The following is a 17,896-nucleotide window of genomic DNA, read 5'->3' as shown; positions in this document are numbered from 1 at the left end:
CGAAAAAAGGAGCCAAGGCTCCTTTTGACTGCGATGACGTTGCTGGAACGCCATGCGGGAATGCGATGTGGAGCGGGTAGAGGGAATCGAACCCTCAACTAAAGCTTGGGAAGCTTTCGTTTTGCCACTAAACTATACCCGCATCTGAGCTGGACTTTTTACCAGAACCTTCAGCGAATTAGAAGCCCAAGTTATAAAAAAGCTTGTCGGCGCCTGTGGCCTGCGGGTATTTGCTACAAGGCGCCGAGCCGCTCAGATGGCAAATGCATGCTGCCCCTGTTGCACAGGTTGGTAACGTTGGCGGGGTTCACGCACGGTTGGCTTGAGGAACCCCAGCATGACACTGCGGGTGTTCTCGCAGGCGGTCTTGTTCTCCATGTCCAGGAAGTGGCCCGCGTCGCGGATCACGCTGAACTGGCTTCTGCCCACATGCTTGCTGAACTGCCGCGCATCCTCGACGGTGGTGTATTCGTCGCGTTCGCCGTTGATGAACAGTACCGGAATGTTGATATTGCGCGCGCCTTGCAGCGCACGTTCCAGGTCGTGCTCCAGCACCTGGTTGATGTGGAAGTGCATCTGTGCGTACTCGTGGCTGTCCAGGCTGCTCACATGGCGATAGTTGAAGCGCTTGAACAGCGACGGCAAGTGCTTGCCGATGGTGTCATTGACCAGGTTGCCGACCTGATAACGGTCGCAGGCGGCCAGGTACTGGCAGCCACGGTCCAGATAGTCGCGCATCGGCTCGTTGATCACTGGCGAGAACGAACTCACCACTGCCTTCTTCACGTACCGCGGCTGGTGCGCCAGCGCCAGCAGCGTGCTTGCGCCACCCCACGAAAAAGACATCACGTGGTCTGCCTGGAAGTGCTCGATCAGCTCAAGGAGGATATGCGCCTCGGTCTCCTTGCTGATCAGCCGTTCCTGACGGTTGTGCGGCTTGGACTTGCCTGAATACGGCTGGTCGAACAGAACCACGTTGAACTGTGGGTGCAGGTTACGTACCGTCTGGGCGAACGAGGCCGTGGTGGCCAGCGAGCCGTTGATCAGGATGATCGTGTTTTCGGCCGCATCCGCGCGATAGAACTCCGTGTAAACCCGATACTGACCTTGGATATCAAGTACAGCGATTTCTGGCCTCATGTCATCGACTCCTGGCGCAAAAAGGGTATTCGCGTCACCTAGGGTGCACGTGCTTTATGACAGGTAGGCATTTGCCTGAAGATAAAACCGGGGGCCCTGTGTCGATCCTTGGCACTTGCGTCGACGGTATTGTTTTTGGCGGGCAATTTGCCGTGCCCCAAGGCATCTAGGCCTTGGGTGGCCGGCAAAAAGTGTCATCGACCGCGGGTGTGACTTGGTAGTCACATGCAGACTGACGATTTGGATTCAAGCAGTGGGTTGGGGATCGCGCAAGTGCCGTTCGGTAAGTAATGTGACTTTTGTCGCTGAGCGGTCGTATGACGAGCCGGGCTGTCTGTTGCGGCCTAGACGGTGGCTATCTCATGCGCCGTCAGTTCACGATACTCCCCCGGCGCCAACCCCGGATCCAGCCGGATCGCCCCCATGCTTTCCCGATGCAGCCCCACCACCTTGTTGTTGAAATGCCCGAACATGCGCTTGACCTGGTGATAACGCCCCTCGACGATCGACAGCCGGGCCTGGCGGGGGCTGAGGATGTCCAGCTGGGCAGGCTGGGTGGTCAGGTTTTCGAAGGCGAAATAGAAACCCTCGCGAAACTTGGCCACATAGTGCTCGCCAATCTCGTCCTCGGTGTCCACCAGATAATGCTTGGGCAGCTTGGTAGCAGGCTGGGTCAGGCGCCTTGACCACTGGCCATCATTGGTCAGGATCATCAGCCCGGTGGTGTTGAAGTCCAGGCGCCCGGCGATGTGCAGGTCATCTCGCAACACCGTTGGCAGCAGGTCGAGAACGGTACGGTGTTGCGCATCGTGGGTGGCGCTTACGCAGCCGGTAGGCTTGTACAGCATCAGGTAGCGGGCCGGGCGGCCGGCCTGCAGCAGTTGCTCGTCCAGCTCTACGCGGCTGAACTCACGGACTTCGGTCAGCGGGTCGCTGACGATCTGGCCGTCCACCCGCACGCGGCGTTGCACCAGCATCAGGCGAACTTGCTGGCGGTTGTAGCTGGGCAGGTTGGCGAGGAAACGGTCAAGGCGCATGGTAACGATCAGTGGGCAGCGGATGGACGGAGCTGTTCTTCAACGGCGGCGCAGCGCGGGCACAGACAGGCCTTGTTGCGCAGTTCGTCGGGCAGGGCCTGGAGCACGGCCGGGTCGATGGTCACGCTGTAGCACCAACACGCCTGGGTGGCGCGGCGTGGGTCGGCCAGGCTGCACTGGTTGAGGGCACCGCAAGCGGGGCAGAGTTGCTGGTCATTCATGGCGGGTTTCACTGCAGACGCGGTTGCGGCCAGCCTGCTTGGCACGATAAAGCGCGCGGTCGGCGCGGGTCAGCAGGGCGTGCAGGGTATCCCCCGGTTGCAGGCTGCTCAGGCCGATGCTGGTGGTCAGCCGCAGCGGCTGGTCGTCGTAACTGAAAGTCAGCTGCTCGGTGCGTCGGCGGATCTTTTCCGCCACCTCGATGGCCTGGCGGTCTTCAGCTTCGCGCAGTAGCACGATGAATTCCTCGCCGCCCCAGCGGCACAGTATATCTGACTGACGCAGGCTGCCTTGCAGCACATTGGCGAATTGGCGTAGCACTTCGTCACCTGCCAGGTGGCCGTGGGTGTCGTTCAGCGCCTTGAAGTGGTCCAGGTCGATCAGCAAGGCCACCAGTGGGCTGCTGTCGCGCCGGGCTTCTCGCAGCGCCTGGGCGGCGAGCAGGTCGAAGCTGCGCCGGTTGTGCAGGCCGGTGAGGCTGTCGAGTGTGGCCAAGGCTTCGGTGCTGGCCTGGTGTCGGCGGACCATGGCATGCACCAGTGCCAGCACCACCAGGGTGATCATCGTACAGATCGCCAGATTCAGGTACAAAGCGTGGCGAATGCGGTCGAGGATGCCGGTTTCGCGTTTGTCCACCAACAGGTACCAGTCCAGTTCGGGCAGGTGGCGCACGTTGAGAAAGTGGCTGTGGTTTTCGCTGTCATGGTACTCTTGGCTGCCTTCACCTGGCACCAACTGCTCGGCCAGCATATCCTTCAGCTCAGGGTTGTCGCTGAGTCGCTGGCCGACTTGCAAACCATGCGGGCCGCCCTCGGAGCCGGTCAGCAGCACCTTGCCTTTGGCATCCGTGAATAGCACCGCACGCTGGTAGCGGCGTTGGTACTGATCGATCAGCTTGACCACCGACGATACGCTCAGCCCTACGCCTGCAGCGCCGATGAAGCGTTGCTGGTAGTCGTGCACCTTGTAGTTGATGAACACGGTCAGGCTGTCCTGGTTGGCCATGTCCAGATCGACGTTGATCTCATAAGGGGCCTTGAGTTCACGCAGGCGGAAATACCAGGCATCACGCCAGGTACCTGGTTCGACATGCTTGAGTACACCTTTGGCCTGGTAGTAGGTCAGCGTGCGATCGGACACGAAAAAGGACGTGAAAATGTCCTGCTTGCCCGTGACCTCGCCCAGGTAGCGGGTCATGCGTTCGGTATCCTGCTCGCCGGACAGCACCCAGTCGCGCAGGAAGGTGTCCTGGGCCATCATCGAGGCGATCAGCACCGGGCGGATCAGGTCTTTCTGGATTTCCGAGTAGACAGTGTCGGAGGTCAGCGGCAATTCGGTATTGATGATGCCGTCGCGGATGGCGCTGCGCGAGGAGAAGTAGCTGAGCAGCGAAGTAGCCAGGAAGCCGCAGGCCAGTAACACGAGCAGGGTAACGATCAGCGAGCGCTGCGAGAACAGAGCGGAACGTAAGGGCATGATCTTCCCGTGATGTGTGCCAAGCCGCTTATTCTAGTGAGATGGCCGGCAAATGACTGCAAGTTTTTCAGGGTTATTTCACCTGTATCAAGTTATTGCAGGAATGGCACTGCACCTGCGCGCCACTGTCTTATTCAGTGTCGATTAACGTATCTCGTGTCGACGCTCGCCAGCGCCGCTGTTCGGGCACTCCAGCGGTCCAGGAGGCCGCCATGTCCTATCGAATCCTGTTGGTCACCCTGCTGGGGCTGATGACTTCGGCCTGCGTCCCGTACTATGAGCGCGGGGGCTATTACCGTTCGGACTACTACTCCACCGACCGCTATGTGGCGCCGGGGTATTACCGCCATGACCGCTACTATGTGGCGCCAGCCCCGCGCTACTACTATCAGCCTACCCCCCGTTACTACCGTGGGGCGGCCCCTGCACCCCACTACCGGCCATATGCGCAGCCAGGGATGAACCAGTGGCATGGCAACCCGCGCCATGACTATGGCAATCGCCAGCGGCAAGACTACAGGCAGGACCGGGATCGCCATGACTATCGCAATGGCAGCCAGCGTTACCGGCAGGGCGATCGGCACTCCAATCGGCAGGTGGACGACCGCGGCCGCTGGGACGGGCGGCGCGGGCAGGGACGAGGAGGAAACTGGCAGCGCTAGGTGAGTGGAGGCGGGGGCTGAAAAGCAGCCCCCGGATCAGCAAGCTAACCCACATCCGCCAATGGGTGCCGCCCTTCCCACGCCTTGGCAAAATGCGCCTCGACTACCGCCGCCGGCACTTGCGCCACATCAGGCCAGTGCCAGCGCGGCTGATTGTCTTTGTCCACCAGGCGAGCGCGCACACCTTCACTGAATTCAGGGTGGCGGCAACAGTTCAGGCTCATGCTGTATTCCATCTGGAACACCTGCGCCAATGACAGGTACCGCGCCCTGCGGATCTGCTCCCAGACCAGATGCGCCGTCAGCGGGCAACCCTCATGCAGGCGTTGACCGGCATCTGCCAGCAATGGGTCGTCATGCTGCTTGAGCCTTTCCAGCGCGCGCCAGGCTGAGGCAGCATCAGCCACGTCGAGTAACTGATCGATCTCTTGCCGTCGCGGCAACCACTGGGCATCAGGCAGCTCGGCGCAGGCACGATGCTGCTCGGCCTTGAGCAGGCTATTCAGTTGTATGGCGGTCTGCTCCTGCCAGTTGAGTTGCAGCAACTCCTCGATCAAGGCTTCTTGCTGGTGCTCGCCCAGAAAGCGGTCAGCCAGGCCCAGGTCAAGGGCATCGCGGGCGTTGATCGGTGCACCTGTCAGGCCGAAGAACAAACCCAGCTTGCCCGGCAGCCGGGTCAGGAACCAGCTGGCGCCTACGTCAGGGTAAAGGCCGATGCTGATTTCCGGCATGGCCAGCCGGCTGCTGGGTGTGACGATGCGTACGTTGGCGCCTTGCAGCAGCCCCATGCCGCCACCCAGGACATGCCCATGACCCCAGCACAATAACGGTTTGGGGTAGGTGTGCAGGGCAAAGTCCAGGCGATATTCGGCGGCGAAGAAGGAGGCCGCCAACGGCGGGACACTGCCGGGGTGGTCGCGGCAGGCTTGCACCAGCGCACGTACATCGCCGCCTGCGCAAAAGGCTTTTGCCCCGTTGCCGCGCAGCAGCACGCAGACGATACCCGGGTCGCGGGCCCAGGCATGCAGTTGTTCGCCCAGCACCTCGATCATCGGCAGGTTCAGGGCATTGAGCGCCTTGGGTGCATCCAGGGTGGCGATGCCGATGCGGGCGCCATCGACGCCGGTGAGTACCTCGCAGTGAATGGTCATGGACTACCTCTCGCAAGTCATCGCTCAAGTATGGCTTGCCTGGCCGATCATGCCGGTCGTCGGTCGGATCGTTTGACAAGCGCGAAGGGCTTACCTAGTGTCGCGCCATTGTTTATGGAAGGCCCCATGACTGAAGACGATCGCATCAAACTCGAACCCAGCTGGAAGGCCGCATTGCGCGGTGAATTCGACCAGCCTTACATGCACCAGCTGCGCGAGTTCCTGCGTGGCGAGTACGCTGCCGGCAAGGAGATCTACCCGCCAGGGCCGCTGATCTTCAATGCGCTCAATTCGACACCGCTGGATCAGGTGAAGGTGGTCATCCTCGGTCAGGACCCGTACCACGGGCCGGGGCAGGCACATGGCTTGTGCTTCTCGGTGCAACCGGGCGTGGCCACGCCGCCGTCGCTGGTCAATATCTACAAGGAGCTGCAGCGCGACCTGAACATCCCGATCCCCAGCCACGGCTACCTCCAGAGCTGGGCGGAACAAGGCGTTCTATTGCTCAACACGACCATGACCGTCGAGCGCGCCAATGCCGCGTCGCATGCCAAGAAAGGCTGGGAATTGTTTACCGACCGGATCATCCAGGTGGTCAGTGAGCAATGCCCGAACGTGGTATTCCTGCTATGGGGGGCTCATGCGCAGAGCAAGCAGAAGCTGATCGACGGTACCAAGCACCTGGTATTGAAGTCGGTCCATCCTTCACCGCTGTCGGCGTATCGCGGGTTCATCGGCTGCGGGCATTTCAGTCGTGCCAACAGCTTCCTCGAGCAGCGGGGGCTCGGGCCCATCAACTGGGCACTGCCCCCACTGTGAGAAACCGCGGGTGGGTTACGCAATCGCTCAGGGCGTCATGCTGATGCGCGGCTCGCTGCGCTGGCCAATTGCAATACCCCGCTCATGGTTCTGGCGCACATACTCCACCAAGGCTTCCAGGTCGGAAATGCCGGTGTCCTGACGTCGCCTTCCTTCTTTGAACGTGGCCAAACCACCGCCACCATCGGCCAGGAACAGGTTGCTGACTACGCGATAATGGGTCAACGGCTCTAGGGGTTTCCCATGCAGACGTACACTACCCTCGACCACACGGCTGCCGACAGGCCGTGAACCATCCCATTCATAATGGAAACCTTTCGATACTTGCAGCGGATTGAAATTGCCCCTGTTCCATTGAAGGTTGAGCAGTTCGGTAATCTGCCTGCCTGTCAGTTCCTGAACTATCAGAGGGTTATTGAACGGTTGTACGGCGAATAATTGTTCGTAGGTCAGGTCGCTATCGGCAGGTTGTATCAGGTCACTTCGCAGCCCACCCAGGTTGAGAAAGGCAACCTGTGTCTGAAACGCTTGGGTCATGGCCAATTGGGCATCCGTGACCAGGTTCCCCAAGGTTGTTTCACCGGCGGCATTTTCTTCGCGGTCAAGTTCTGCCGTCGAGATGCGTCCTATGGGTTCGAGCAGTTTTTCCCCGGACCGCTGGCGCACTTCCTCCAGCAAACTCGTCAACTTGGCATTCGGCAGGTAGTTCTGTGGGTCAGCAGGAATATTGCGGGCGGTGATGTTCGTGACGTGATGGGTGCCTGGCGTCACCTGCAACTTCAACTGAGTCAGGAAGTGGCCGTATTTGCCAGCCTGAGTGATGCTCAGATCACCCACCTTGCATTGATAGCTGGCATGCGAGTGACCGCTGATGACGGCATCTACCGCAGGATCCAGCCGCTTCGCCACGTCGACGATCGCCCCCCCCAGCTGACTGCAATCCTTCGTGTCGAACGGCTCGGCGGTATCCCCTCCCTGGTGCATGACCGCAATGATTGCATTGACACCTTTGGCTTTGAGCTCCGGAATCACGTCATTGATGGCTTGCGCTTCATCTGTGGCCTTGAGCCCTGCGAATGCTCTGGCCGAAACCACTTTTTCCATGTTGCGCGGTACTGCACCGACGAACGCTATCTTGACCCCTTTTACCTGTTGAATGTGATAGGCCGGTAACAAGCGTTTGCCCGTAGTGGTATCGATCAGGTTGGACGCTATGTAAGGGAAGCCACTTCCTGGATAGTTGCCGCGAAACTTGCAAGCCTTTTCAGGGCGCGTTGACTCGCATCCTCCGTGGATCTGTCGAAGAAACTCGGCCTTGCCTGCATCCAGTTCGTGGTTCCCGGATGCGCTGACGATCATGCCCATCGCGTTCAAGGCCTCAAGCACAGGCTCGTCAGCCCAGAGCGCAGAAATGGCGGGGCTGCCCCCTATCAAGTCGCCAGCGCCGATGAACAGCAGATCGGGGTCCTGCGTTCGCAGTTCATCGAGCATGGCGCCGAGTGTGGCGATGCCGCCGTAGGTCAGGCGGGTAGCGCCTTGCGCGCCGGCGTAGTCTTGGGGGTTGGGTTCCAGGTAGCCGTGAAGATCATTGATAGCCACGACGTTGATCTGGACGGGGGCAGGTGACTCTGCGGCAAGACTGCCTGCGCTAAAGGCAAGGCATGCCCAGGCAATAGCCGAGCGATAGTTGCAAGAAAGACGGACTTTCATCTTTACCTCTTGAATGCCGGGAAGTGTGGGTTTGCTGGCGATCAGGGCAGCAATCCGACTCTATTCACCCGGGCATTGAGCAAGTGGTAACTATCTATCTTCAGGGTGCTTGCAGCTTGAATGCCTGTTGTCCCACAACCGGAAAAGCGGTTCTGCAAGAAACAACACCAGAATCAGGCGCATTACCTGCAGCGCCGTAACCAGTGGCACCGACAACTGCAACGTTTCGGCCGTGAGGCTCATTTCGGCAATCCCGCCAGGCATCATCCCCAGTGTCAGCGAACGCAAGTCCAGTGCAGTCATCATGCTCAGCACCCACGCAGCAGTGGCGGCAATCGCCATGCACAACACCGTGGCCATCAAGGTGCGCCCCAGGAACGACGGTGCGCGGCGGAAAAACGCGCGGTTGAAATGGCAGGCCAGGCCGCTGCCGATGAGCCACTGGCCGATCTGGCTGGCGCCATTGGGCAGGGCGATCTGCAGGTTGCCGGCCAGGCTGACCGTAGCTGCTACCAGCAATGGCCCGAACAACCATGGGTTGGGCTGACGCAAGCGCTGCCAGAGCAAGGCAACGGCAACGCCCAGGGGCGCAATCAGCGCCAGCCAGCCCCAGCTCACGCTACCGGTGTGGTTCAGGGGTACACCGTCACCCAGCAAGAACTTGAACAGCACCGGCACGCACAGCACCACTGCCAGCACACGCAAGCTCTGCGCTGCCGCCACCTGGCTGAGCACCGCGCCATTGCGCGCCCCAAGGTTGACCATTTCTCCCGAACCGCCTGGCATGCTGGCAAAGAACGCTGTGGCACGGTCTTCGCCGGTTTGCCGCAGCAGCCATACGCTGATCACGCTGGACAGGGTGGTGAACAACGCCCCGAAGAAGATCAGCGCGAAATGGCTGGCTACTTGCTCGATCACCGCTGGCGTGAAGTGCAGGCCGATGCCGATGCCGATGATCCACTGCCCACATTTGCGGCCGTTGGGGATTTCCGAAAGTTGCCAGGGCGTCAGGCAGCGCACCAGGATGATCGCCAGCAATGAACCGACCATCCATGGCAAAGGCCAGCCGACCTTGCTGGCGGCAAAACCGCCAGCAAGGCCGACCAGCCCGGTCGCGACGAACAATGGCAACGACCGATCAGGCATCGGCCAAGGCCCGGCGCTGCAGGCTGCGTTTGCGCCAGATGCGCAGCAGCGGCAGGGCGAGCATCGCCACTACCAGCGCCCAGATACCCATGCTGATCGGGCTCGACCAGAGGATGCCCAGTTCACCATTGGAGATCGACAGCGCCCGACGCAGGTTCTGCTCCATCAGCCCGCCGAGGATGAAGCCCAGCAGAATCGGCGACAGAGGGAAGTCCAGTTTGCGCATGATGTAGCCCATGATGCCGATGCCGACCATGAGGAACAGGTCGAAGGTAGTGGCATGCACGGCGTAAACGCCGATCGCGGTGATGATGGCGATCACCGGCACCAGCGCCCAGTTTGGCACGGCGAGGATACGGGTGAAGATGCGGATCATCGGGATGTTGAGGATCACCAGCATGATGTTGGCGACGAACAGCGAGGCAATCAGGCCCCAGACGATATCTGGCTGCTGCTCGAACAGCAGTGGGCCAGGGGTGATGTTGTACAGGGTCAGGGCGCCGATCATTACCGCCGTGGTGCCGGAGCCGGGTACGCCCAAGGTCAGCATCGGTACCAGGGCGCCACAGCAGGACGCACCAATGGCAGTTTCTGGCGCTGCCAGGCCACGGGCATCGCCCTTGCCGAACTTGCCGCTTTCACCCGCCAGGCGCTTCTCGGTCATGTAGGCCACGGCGCTGGCCAGCGTTGCGCCGGCGCCGGGTAGAACACCCATGATGAAACCGAGCAGGCCGCAACGGATGTTGACCAGGAACACCGAGGCCGCTTCCTTGAAGTTGAACAGCATGCGGCCGGTAGCCTTGACTGCCTGGTGGCCATGGTGGGTCTTTTCCAGCAGCAGGAGGATTTCGCTGATGGAGAACAGGCCCAGCACGAGCACCACGAACTGAATGCCGTCGGCCAGGTGCACGCTGTCACCGGTGAAACGGTACACGCCGCTGTTGGCGTCGATGCCGACCGCCGACAGGAACAGGCCGATGAGTGCGGCAATGAAGGTTTTCAGTGGTTTGTCACCGGCCATTCCACCCAGCGCGACGATGGCGAACACCATCAGCACAAAATACTCCGCAGGGCCGAAGGCGATGGCCCATTTCGCCAGCAGCGGGGCGAACAGCACCATGCCGCAGGTGGCGATGAAGGCGCCGATGAACGAACTCCAGGCCGACAGCGACAGGGCAACACCGGCCAGACCCTGGCGGGCCATCGGGTAACCATCGAGGGTGGTCATGACGGTCGAGGCTTCGCCCGGGATGTTCAGCAGGATCGAGCTGATACGCCCGCCATATTCGCAGCCCAGGTACACCGCAGCCAGCAGGATCAGCGCCGATTCCGGCGGCAGGCCGAGGGCAAAGGCGATGGGGATCAGCAGGGCCACGCCATTGATCGGGCCCAGGCCCGGCAGCAGGCCGACCACGGTACCGATCAAGGTGCCGGAGAGGGCGGTGACCAGGTTGTAGGGGGACAGGGCAATGCCGAAGCCCTGGCCCAGGTAGCTCAAGGTATCCATGTGTCAGTTCTCCAGTACGCTCAGCAGGCCAAGGGGCAGGGGCACGTCCATCACGCGGTCGAACAGCCAGTAGAGGAAGATGCTCATGCCGACCACCACGATGGCGCTGCGCAGCCCGCGGCCACCGTACAGGCGGGCCATGGGCAGGCCGACCAGGACAGCGCTGAGGATGAAGCCGAGGGCTTCGAAGGTGGCGGCGAAGACGAGCAGCAGGCCGACACAGGCGGCGATCTTGATCAGGGTCTCGCGATCGAGTTCCGGTTCGTCGTCCTTGCGCACGATGGGCGTTGGGCGGAATACCAGGTACAGCAGCCCCAGCCCCATCAGGCCGAGCACCAGCAACGGGTAAGCGCGCGGGCCCACCGGTTCATAGGAAAATGCAGCCTGGTAGGGCCAGGCCATGACGGCCAGGGCGGCACACACCGCAAGCAGGGCCAGGGCGAAAATGCGTTGAAGGATCATTGGGGAATCCTCGATTGTGGGCGCGGGTAAACCCGCACCCACAAGGGCTATGAAAGGTCGTGGAAGGCTTACTGGATCAGGCCGAATTCCTTGGCCAGTGCCTTGTAGTCAGCCACTTGCTTCTTCACATAGCCGTCCAGCTCTTCGCCGGTCATGGCGAACGGGAACAGCTCGCGCTGGTCTCGCAGCTTGGCGAAGTCCTCTGAGGCAAGCATCTTGTCGAACGAGGCCTTCCACCAGGCGTAATCCTCATCGCTCACCTTTGGCCCCAGGTAGAAACCACGCACCACCGGCCAGACGATGTCGTAGCCCTGTTCCTTGGCCGTCGGGATGTCTTTCATTTCCGGCTCGTCCAGGCGGTTTTCCGAGAACACTGCGAGGAGGCGCATGTTGCCGCTCTGGATGTGCGGCATGGAGTCGGAAATGTCGGTAGAGCCGACCTGGATGTGACCACCCAGCAGTGCCGTGGCGATTTCGCCACCGCCTTCCAGGGCCACGTAGCGCAGGTCGCGCGGGTTTATGCCAGCGGCCTTGGCGATCAACGCGGTCTGCATCCAGTCCTGGCTGCCAACGGTACCGCCGGAACCAATCACGACCTTGCTCGGGTCTTTCTTCAGCGCGGCGACCAGATCATCAAGGGTCTTGTAGGGCGAGTCGCTCTTCACCGCGATGGCACCGTAGCTGGTGCCGACGGCAGCCAGCCATTTCACCGCGTTTTCGTCGAAACGGCCGAACTTGCCCTGGGCCAGGTTAAGCAGCGAGCCACTGGACCAGGCCACCAGCGTGCCGGCGTCTGCCGGGCGCTGGGCGACCACGGCGTTGTAGGCGACCGCGCCGACACCGCCGGGCATGTAGGTGACGCGCATTGGCTTGCTGAGGATCTTTTCTTGTACCAGTGCGCTTTGCACCAGCTTGCAGGTCAGGTCGAAGCCACCACCGGGTGAGGCGGGTGCGATGCATTCGGGGCGTTTCGGTTCTGCAGCGAGGGCGTTGCCGGCCAACAGCAGGCAGCCGGTAGCGAGGACGAGGCGGCGCAGTGAAAAGGTCATCGTCGATCTCCGTGAGCGTTGTTGTTATCGGATTACCGCTATGGGGTTACCACAGCGCCACGCTGTAGCTGACCAACAGCCTCACTTCATCCGCGTCACGGGCGAAGTTGGAGCGGAAGGTAGCGTTGCGCAGGCGCACGGCGACGTTCTTCAACGGGCCGCTTTGTACCACGTACTTCAGTTCGGTGTTGCGTTCCCACTCTTTGCCTTCGCCACCGGCAGCCCGGCTGACGTTGTCACCGCTGACATAACGGGTCATGAAGGTCAGGCCCGGTACGCCGAGCGCGGCGAAGTTGTAGTCGTAGCGCGCCTGCCAGGAGCGTTCGTCGGCCCCGGCGAAGTCGTTGATCTGGACGAAGTTGACCAGGTACGGGTTGGCGCCATCCACATACGGGAAGGCGCTTTCGCCAGACAACTGCTGCCAGGCAGCGCTGACCTTGTGCCCGCCCAGGGCATAGCTGAGCATGCCGTTGAAGGTGGTGTTGTCGATGTTGCCGGCCTTGGCTGCGCCAGCGTCGTCACTCATGGCAAGGCGCAGGTCGGCACCCAAGGTGCCCGGGCCCCATGGTTGGGTGGCGACCATGCCGATGAAGTGCTGGCGGTAAATATCGTCGAGCTGGGCGAAGTGGTAGCTGCCGGTGATGCGGTCGGTGAACTGGTAGTCGAGCCCGCCCAGAGCCAGGTTGTCAGCGTTGAAAGAGCCACCGAAGCGGCCGTTCTTGTTGTTCAGCGCTAGGTCTTCCCAGTTGGTGTCGTTGCGGTCCTTGGCCTTGTCTATGCGGCCACCGGTGAAGGTCAGGCCCTTGATCTCCTTGGAGGTGAGCAGGCCGCCCTCGAAGGTTTGCGGCAGGATACGCCCATCGTTGGGCTGCAGCGTCGGCAGTTCGGGGATCAGGGAGCCGATCTTGAGTTCAGTCTGGGAGATCTTCACCTTGCCGGTCAGGCCCAGCTTGGAGTATTCGTCGGCAGCCTTGCCGTCATCGTGGGTCGGCAGCAGGCCGCTGTTGGCACGGTCCGGGCTGGAGTCGAGCTTGATGCCGAGCATGCCCAATGCGTCCAGGCCAAAGCCCACGGTGCCATCGGTGTAGCCAGACTCGAAATTGAGCATGAAGCCCTGGGCCCATTCATCGCGCTTGGATTGCTGCGCGCTGGTGCCGTCGCGGAAGTCGCGATTGAAGTACATGTTGCGGGTTTCGAAGGTGGCCGTGCTGTCTTCGAAGAAGGCGGCCTGGCTCATCGGGGCGACACCGGCAAGCGCGAGGGCGCTGGCGATGGCCGAGGGGCGTGCGATAAAGGAACGGGTAGGCGCGAACGCCTGCGGCTGCGATGACAGCATCGTCGAGGACTCCGTTTATTGTTCTTATTCGTTGCACCTTGCTGGTGCTTTTTTCGGCGCGAAGGGCGACCGTGGTGCGATGCTAGGCAACGAACCTTTCGCTAACCTTTCAGCGTGAAAGGTTTGTCACGAGGGGCTTCACAGGCGTGATGACAGCGGTACACTCCGCGCCACCGTCCCACCCGAGCAGGGAGAACCCGATGCGTGTGCTGCTGGTCGAAGACCACCTGCAACTGGCCGAAAGCGTGGCCCAGGCCTTGAAAAGCCATGGCCTGACCGTAGATGTGCTGCATGACGGCGTGGCGGCCGACTTGGCGCTGGCCAGTGAGGAATACGCCGTGGCCGTGCTGGATGTCGGCCTGCCGCGCATGGACGGCTTTGAGGTGTTGGCGCGCTTGCGAGGTCGTGGCAAGACCTTGCCAGTGCTGATGCTGACTGCGCGCAGCGACGTCAAGGACCGGGTCCATGGCCTGAACCTGGGCGCCGACGATTATCTGGCCAAGCCGTTTGAGCTGACCGAGCTGGAGGCGCGGGTCAAGGCCTTGCTGCGCCGCAGTGTGCTCGGTGGCGAGCGCCAGCAACGTTGTGGGCCGTTGGTGTATGACCTGGACACCCGGCGCTTCACCCTCGGTGACGACAACCTGGCGCTGACTTCGCGCGAGCAGAGTGTGCTGGAAGCGCTGATCGCTCGTCCTGGCCGAGTGATGAGCAAGGAGCAGTTGGCTGCCCAGGTGTTTGGCCTGGACGAAGAAGCCAGCCCTGATGCCATCGAAATCTACATTCACCGGCTGCGCAAGAAGCTCGACGGGCACCCTGTGGCCATCGTCACTTTCCGCGGTCTGGGCTATTTGCTTGAGCACCGCGATGCGTGACAACGGCAGCCTGCGCGGGCGCTTGCTGGGTAATTTGGCACTGTTGCTGGTGGTGCTGATGCTGGCCAGCGGCCTTAGCGCCTACTGGAATGGCCGCGAGGCCGCCGACACCGCTTACGACCGCACCCTGCTGGCTTCGGCGAGGACCATCGCCGCGGGCCTGTCGCAGCGCGATGGTTCGTTGAGCGCGGATGTGCCTTACGTGGCGCTGGACACGTTCGCCTATGACAGTGCGGGGCGCATTTACTATCAGGTGCTGGATATCAAGCAAAGGCTGATTTCTGGCTATGAGAACCTGCCGCCACCGCCGCCTGGCACACCGCGCACCGATGACTATCCGGCATTGGCACGGTTCTACAACGCCACTTACCTTGGTCAGGACGTTCGTGTGGTCAGCCTGCTGAAGCCGGTAAGCGAGCCGAACATGAACGGCATGGCAGAAATCCGCGTAGCCGAAACCGAGGAAGCGCGGGTGCGTATGGCCCGAGGGTTGATGGCCGATACCCTGCTGCGCCTGGGCATGCTGGCACTGGGGGCGTTGGTGATGGTGTGGTTTGCCGTGAGTGCCGCGTTGCGGCCGTTGGAGCGCCTGCGCACAGCAGTGGAAGAACGCCAGCCGGACGACTTGCGAGCGTTGCCGGTGGTACAGGTACAGCGTGAGCTGAGCCCGCTGGTGCGTGCCTTGAACCACTTTACCGAGCGCTTGCGCGGCCAGTTCGAGCGTCAGGCGCAGTTCATTGCCGACGCGGCCCACGAACTGCGAACGCCGCTGGCGGCGTTGAAGGCACGTGTCGAGCTGGGCTTGCGCTCGGCCGAGCCACAGGAGTGGCGGCAGACCTTGGAGTCTGCAGCCCAGGGTACCGACAGGCTGACTCACCTGGCCAACCAGTTGTTGTCGTTGGCGCGGGTCGAGAATGGCGCACGGGCAATCGCCGAAGGCGGTGCGCAGCGTCTGGATTTGAGCCAGTTGGCCCGCGAGCTGGGCATGGCCATGGCGCCTTTGGCGCACAAGCGCGGGGTGGCGCTGGCGCTGGAGGCCGAGGCGCCGGTATGGCTGAAAGGGGAGCCGACGTTGCTCAACGAATTGTTGAGCAACCTGGTGGACAATGCCTTGGCGCATACGCCAGCGGGTGGCAATGTGATTTTGCGGGTAAAGGCGCCGGCAGTGCTGGAAGTGGAAGACGACGGGCCAGGTATTCCCGAGGCCGAGCGCGAACGGGTGTTCGAGCGCTTCTACCGGCGAAGTGCGCAGGGCAGTGGGTTAGGGCTGGCGATCGTTGGCGAGATCTGTCGGGCGCACCTGGCTCAGGTGAGCCTGCATGATGGTGAGAAGGGCGGGTTGCGGGTACGGGTGAGTTTTATAGCGGATTGATGGCTTGCCTGTGTCGACCCTTTCGCGGTTCACCGCGAAAAGGCCCTGGCAGGCTGTTACAGCTCAGCGCAACATGCTCCGCGCTTCCAGCAGTTCATCGACCTCCAGCTCGGTGCCAAACGGCAGCCCCAGATGGCGGTAAGCCGGTAGCGCAGCCAATGGCCGGTGGCGCCCGCGCTGGCTGATGCAGCGGGCGATCTGCACGATGTCGATGTAATCGATCTTGTCCGTCTGGCGGTCCAGGTCATGAACCTGGCTCGGCAGGTGGACCAACTGCTCCGGAAACTCCCAGGCCTTGAGGATCTTGTCCCCCAGCACCGGCTGGAGTTGCTCGATCACGTAATGCAGGCAAACCGGGTCGGACAACAGTTCGTTGTGCTCTTCGGCATAGATGAGTACCGGCAGCGCGCCAATCTGGTTGACCAGCCCACCCAAGGTGGCCTGGTCAGGCTTGAGAGGTGTAAAGCGGCGGCAGATTTCGTAGCTGATGCCCGCCACTTCCAGGCTACTGGCCCAGATATCGCGCAGTTTCTGCTCGACTGCCGGCGAGCGGGCATGGAAAATCTGCTCGATCACCAGGCCGATGGCCAGGTTGCAGCTGTAGTTGATGCCTAGTCGCGTGATGGCGGTGTGCAGGTCGGTAACCTCGACCGCAGCACGCAGCAGTGGGCTGTTGACGACCTTGATCAGGCGCGCTGAAAGGGCCGCGTCGCGACCGATCACCTTGCTCAGGGCCGCTACGCTGATCTCGCTGTCTTCCGCTGCTTCGCGGATGCTCAAGGCAACTTCGGGCAGGGTGGGCAGGACCAGGTCATCCTTTTCGATGGCGTCGAGCAATTGTGCTTGAACCAACTCGGCCAGCTTGTTCATGGGCATGTCTACCGCAGTGGTGGTGCGGCCCCGCCACAGGGGTGGGGCAGGCTGGTCAGCGCTGGATTTCCCGGTCGCGGTCCAGTTCGTAAGGCAGGGTCAGTACCTGCAGGCGCGGGCCTTCGAGGCTGCCCAGGTGCAGGTTGCCGTCTTCCACTGCCTCGGCGCTGAGCACCGCGAGCAGTTCGCAGCCCGCGCCGTTGCCGGCAGCAATGACCACTTCACCGACCGACGAACCATGGGTGGGCGAGAAAATCTCGGCGCCCGGGGCAGGAATGGCCTGCTGGTCCAGTGCCAGGCGGTACTGGCGGCGTTTGAGTTTTCCCAGGTACTGCATGCGGGCGACGATTTCCTGGCCGGTGTAACAGCCTTTCTTGAAGCTGACGCCGTCGACGGCCTGCAGGTTGATCATCTGCGGGATGAACAGCTCACGGGTCGGGCCCATGACCTGTCCGATACCTGCACGAATCTGCCCCAGCAGCCAGTCGTTGATACTCCCTTCGGGCAGCGCTGCGGCAAGGGCCTGGCGTACAGGCTCTGCGTTCGCCGCCGGCACCCACAGTTCAACACGGCCAGCGGATGCGGTGATGGCGATCAGCCCATCATGGCGCACGGTGCTACCGGCGGCTGCGGGCACGACAAGCCCCAGCGCCTGCAGTACAGAGTCGCCACCTTGCAGGCCGAAGCGTGCCCAAGCGGTGCTTTCGTCGGTCAGCGTGGCCTTGGAGAACACGGCGTACTTTTTCAGGTCGGCCAGTTGCGCGTCGAGTAATTCGCTGGCCATGGCCAGCAGGTAGCCGTTGCCTTCGGGCACTATGCGGAAGCTCGACTGCATGCGCCCCTTGACCATGCAGCGGGCGCCGAGGCTGGCGTATTCCTGGCTGAGATAGTTGATGTTGCAGGTCAGCTGGCCTTGCAGGAACTTGCCTGCATCGGAGCCGCGGACGGCGAGGATGCCCTCGTGGGACAGGGGGCAGAAGAAAGCGGAATCGGCCATGGGTCATCGCGGTGGCTAAAGACTGGCGGCCATCATAGAACGCCGGTAACAAAATAGGTAGGTGACTAGAC

At 61.8% G+C, this 17,896-nt stretch carries 17 protein-coding genes and 1 tRNA gene; 4 read left to right on the top strand and 14 right to left on the bottom strand.

Features of this window, described 5'->3' with window-relative positions; all coding sequences use genetic code 11:
• Positions 1–68: 68 nt before the first annotated feature.
• From QCL51_RS20175 to QCL51_RS20155, 5 genes are all read right to left on the bottom strand, one after another.
• Positions 69–142 (bottom strand) — tRNA-Gly (locus tag QCL51_RS20175).
• Positions 143–252: 110 nt separating this feature from the next.
• Entirely contained in the window at positions 253–1,140 is an 888-nt protein-coding gene (gene phaG / locus QCL51_RS20170; RefSeq protein WP_003252003.1) for a (R)-3-hydroxydecanoyl-ACP:CoA transacylase, read from the bottom strand.
• Between the two features lie 344 nt (positions 1,141–1,484).
• Positions 1,485–2,177: a 16S rRNA pseudouridine(516) synthase gene (locus QCL51_RS20165; RefSeq protein WP_021785758.1), complete on the bottom strand. Its 693-nt coding sequence runs from the start codon at positions 2,175–2,177 to the stop codon at positions 1,485–1,487.
• A gap of 8 nt (positions 2,178–2,185) precedes the next feature.
• Positions 2,186–2,398 (bottom strand): cysteine-rich CWC family protein, encoded by a 213-nt coding sequence (locus tag QCL51_RS20160; RefSeq protein WP_021785757.1) that lies wholly within the window; start codon positions 2,396–2,398, stop codon positions 2,186–2,188.
• Positions 2,391–3,872, bottom strand: coding sequence for a diguanylate cyclase (locus QCL51_RS20155; protein ID WP_338444107.1), 1,482 nt, complete (start codon positions 3,870–3,872; stop codon positions 2,391–2,393). The genes QCL51_RS20160 and QCL51_RS20155 overlap by 8 nt, the downstream gene beginning before the upstream one ends.
• A 212-nt stretch (positions 3,873–4,084) precedes the next feature.
• On the opposite strand from QCL51_RS20155, the gene QCL51_RS20150 reads away from it, so the two are divergent.
• On the top strand, positions 4,085–4,534 hold the full coding sequence (locus QCL51_RS20150; RefSeq protein WP_338444105.1) for a hypothetical protein: 450 nt from the start codon (positions 4,085–4,087) through the stop codon (positions 4,532–4,534).
• Between the two features lie 44 nt (positions 4,535–4,578).
• Here the strand turns inward: QCL51_RS20150 and QCL51_RS20145 are convergent, their stop codons facing one another.
• A complete protein-coding gene (locus QCL51_RS20145; protein ID WP_103469430.1) occupies positions 4,579–5,685 on the bottom strand; it encodes an enoyl-CoA hydratase/isomerase family protein in 1,107 nt (368 codons plus the stop codon).
• Between the two features lie 126 nt (positions 5,686–5,811).
• Between QCL51_RS20145 and ung the strand changes: the two genes are divergently transcribed.
• Entirely contained in the window at positions 5,812–6,504 is a 693-nt protein-coding gene (gene ung / locus QCL51_RS20140; RefSeq protein ID WP_021785753.1) for a uracil-DNA glycosylase, read from the top strand.
• A gap of 27 nt (positions 6,505–6,531) precedes the next feature.
• Here the strand turns inward: ung and QCL51_RS20135 are convergent, their stop codons facing one another.
• The 6 genes from QCL51_RS20135 to QCL51_RS20110 form a co-directional block, all read right to left on the bottom strand.
• Positions 6,532–8,214 carry a bifunctional metallophosphatase/5'-nucleotidase gene (locus QCL51_RS20135; protein ID WP_338444102.1) on the bottom strand — a complete coding sequence of 561 codons (1,683 nt, stop codon included), beginning with the start codon at positions 8,212–8,214 and terminating at the stop codon, positions 6,532–6,534.
• A 90-nt stretch (positions 8,215–8,304) separates the two neighbouring features.
• A complete protein-coding gene (locus QCL51_RS20130; RefSeq protein WP_021785751.1) occupies positions 8,305–9,360 on the bottom strand; it encodes an AbrB family transcriptional regulator in 1,056 nt (351 codons plus the stop codon).
• Positions 9,353–10,867, bottom strand: a complete 1,515-nt coding sequence (locus tag QCL51_RS20125) for a tripartite tricarboxylate transporter permease (protein WP_021785750.1) — start codon at positions 10,865–10,867, stop codon at positions 9,353–9,355. Before QCL51_RS20125 ends, QCL51_RS20130 begins: the two co-directional genes overlap by 8 nt.
• Positions 10,868–10,870: 3 nt before the next feature.
• Positions 10,871–11,329, bottom strand: coding sequence for a tripartite tricarboxylate transporter TctB family protein (locus QCL51_RS20120; protein ID WP_084850814.1), 459 nt, complete (start codon positions 11,327–11,329; stop codon positions 10,871–10,873).
• A 68-nt stretch (positions 11,330–11,397) separates the two neighbouring features.
• Positions 11,398–12,378: a tripartite tricarboxylate transporter substrate binding protein gene (locus QCL51_RS20115; protein WP_021785748.1), complete on the bottom strand. Its 981-nt coding sequence runs from the start codon at positions 12,376–12,378 to the stop codon at positions 11,398–11,400.
• 46 nt (positions 12,379–12,424) lie between these two features.
• Positions 12,425–13,714, bottom strand: coding sequence for an OprD family porin (locus QCL51_RS20110; protein WP_021785747.1), 1,290 nt, complete (start codon positions 13,712–13,714; stop codon positions 12,425–12,427).
• Positions 13,715–13,914: 200 nt separating this feature from the next.
• Here QCL51_RS20110 and QCL51_RS20105 point away from each other — a divergent pair, with 200 nt between their 5' ends.
• On the top strand, positions 13,915–14,586 hold the full coding sequence (locus tag QCL51_RS20105; RefSeq protein ID WP_021785746.1) for a response regulator: 672 nt from the start codon (positions 13,915–13,917) through the stop codon (positions 14,584–14,586).
• Positions 14,579–15,958, top strand: coding sequence for a sensor histidine kinase (locus QCL51_RS20100; RefSeq protein WP_021785745.1), 1,380 nt, complete (start codon positions 14,579–14,581; stop codon positions 15,956–15,958). The genes QCL51_RS20105 and QCL51_RS20100 overlap by 8 nt, the downstream gene beginning before the upstream one ends.
• A 63-nt stretch (positions 15,959–16,021) precedes the next feature.
• Here the strand turns inward: QCL51_RS20100 and QCL51_RS20095 are convergent, their stop codons facing one another.
• Positions 16,022–16,828, bottom strand: a complete 807-nt coding sequence (locus QCL51_RS20095) for an HDOD domain-containing protein (RefSeq protein WP_028698136.1) — start codon at positions 16,826–16,828, stop codon at positions 16,022–16,024.
• A 55-nt stretch (positions 16,829–16,883) separates the two neighbouring features.
• Positions 16,884–17,825 carry a folate-binding protein YgfZ gene (locus QCL51_RS20090; protein WP_084850812.1) on the bottom strand — a complete coding sequence of 314 codons (942 nt, stop codon included), beginning with the start codon at positions 17,823–17,825 and terminating at the stop codon, positions 16,884–16,886.
• Positions 17,826–17,896 lie beyond the last annotated feature (71 nt).

It is taken from the genome of Pseudomonas sp. LTR0, assembly GCF_036630035.1.
GTDB classification, from domain to species: domain Bacteria; phylum Pseudomonadota; class Gammaproteobacteria; order Pseudomonadales; family Pseudomonadaceae; genus Aquipseudomonas; species Aquipseudomonas putida_Y.
The sequence above is the reverse complement of the archived record's forward strand: the minus strand, read 5'-3'. Positions and strand labels throughout refer to the sequence as shown.